Annotated in this window: 1 protein-coding gene and 1 pseudogene; one reads left to right on the top strand and one right to left on the bottom strand. The window is 34.3% G+C overall.

Features of this window, described 5'->3' with window-relative positions; all coding sequences use genetic code 11:
- Nucleotides 1-386: pseudogene (locus Y7E_RS34685) on the top strand (IS4 family transposase); the annotation flags it as partial.
- A 194-nt stretch (nucleotides 387-580) separates the two neighbouring features.
- Here the strand turns inward: Y7E_RS34685 and Y7E_RS0128530 are convergent.
- Complete coding sequence (locus Y7E_RS0128530; protein WP_017154584.1) at nucleotides 581-850, bottom strand: DUF1292 domain-containing protein; 270 nt, start codon at nucleotides 848-850, stop codon at nucleotides 581-583.
- Nucleotides 851-1868 lie beyond the last annotated feature (1018 nt).

Genomic DNA, 1868 nt, shown 5'->3' with positions numbered 1-1868 from the left:
AGATTTTATTTAAAACGTGGAAATCATTCTTTCATATTCATCATTGTAAAAAGATAAAACGAGAACGGTTGGAATGCCATTTGTATGGGCAACTGATTGCCATTCTACTCTGTTCTTCTACCATGTTTCAAATGCGGCAATTACTTCTTAGAAAAAAGAAACGAGAACTGAGTGAATATAAGGCCATATATATGATTAAAGATTACTTTCTTCTTCTTTTCCAAGCTATACAGAAAGACACCCAAGAGCTATCAAAGATTCTAATTCGCTTGTTCAACCTCCTACAGCAAAACGGGCGAAAATCTCATAGATATGAGAAGAAAACAGTCTTTGATATATTAGGTGTCGTTTACAATTGTACCATGTCTGATAATCAAGCGGCTTAAATCAAAAAAATGAAACCCATTAGGGTTTATTTCGTATGCAAATCTTTAAATTCCCTACACGTAGCCTTTAGAAAAAAGAAATAACCTCTACTATAATTGACGTTGTATGAGCTTAGCTTGATAGCGATGGGGCGGTACCCCTATATATAAAAACAGAGGGCAGATATGCATCACCCTCTTGTGTCCAACCAATATTATTCTTGCTCATCCATAATTTTCTCAAACGCAGCAGATACTTTTTCAAATTCCTCGTCACTCTCAATGTATGAGAATTCACTATCTTCTTCTACTTTTAAAAAGAAGATATCAATGTCTTCCTCTGTTTCCGTTTGAATGTCTTCTACAAAGCCAACAGCAATGTATTCTGCTCCTTCGACATTCATCGTTCCGAGCACTTCAACTTCCTGCTCCTCATTACTCTCATCGCTAAGGGTAAAAATTTCGCCTACTTCAATTTCCGCCATATTCAATCTCCTCCTGTCATACTCTAAAAAATAGAACGTTCAAATCGCATACTTACTAGTATATCTTTCCATAAAAAATCAAATTAATGCGCCAAGAACAACAATTTCTTACTGTTTCAGCGTAAAAATCCAACTAAAAGGACATCATCTGTGAATATGAATGAATACATTTTAGGTTCTCGTCACATGCCCATCAACTTAAGAAATGGGTTGCTCCAAAAACGAAAAAAATGAGTTGAACTCTCATAAATAACTGTAAAATAATAAAATTTTCGTTTTGGGGACATTTCAAAATATTAGCTTGATGGGCATGTGACGGTACACATAAGTAGCAGAAAATCAAGATCCACTTAACAGAAAAAATATATAAACTATTATCTTACTCGATTCATACACAGTTTATCTTAACTGTGTATGAATACTGCCAGTATATTTACCAGTTCATCGTCGTTTGGATTTATGCTCCTATATTGAATATAGTATCCTCTTCGAATTATAGTATGTTTAACAAAAGTCAGCTCTTTTTATTCTTTAATTACATTCTGTAAAATAGATGTCACATGCCCATTTTATAGTAGGGGTATACAGGATTAAACATACACAATATAGGGAATGAATCTATGAAACAATTATTAAAATATATAGTAGTAATTTGCACGTTGACACTTTTATCATTTCCCGACAGAAAACTCCCACCTCAAGGAATGGGTAGGACATGGTCCAATAAGTAGGTGGGAGATGAATGGCGGTTAGGCAAAATCCTAACGGTTCTTCTTGTTGAAGAGTTAGTATGAGGTATCGGAATCAGTTCGTTCCTATAGAAGGAAAATGATGCAGTAAGAAGCATTCTTACATATAAGGACATATAAGGAATTGTTCCATCATAAAAGTTCGTCCATATGTATACATTTTTGAAGGGTGACAGAGGAATTTCGACAAAAAAGAAGAAATGATACGAGAGAAGTATTTTTGGGGGTATATTCTGATATCGTTCTCATAAATATCGTGAAAAAAGCAT

Origin of the sequence: Bacillus bingmayongensis, assembly GCF_000299035.1 — a bacterium.
GTDB lineage: Bacteria > Bacillota > Bacilli > Bacillales > Bacillaceae_G > Bacillus_A > Bacillus_A bingmayongensis.
This window is presented reverse-complemented; position numbering and strand designations above follow the sequence as displayed.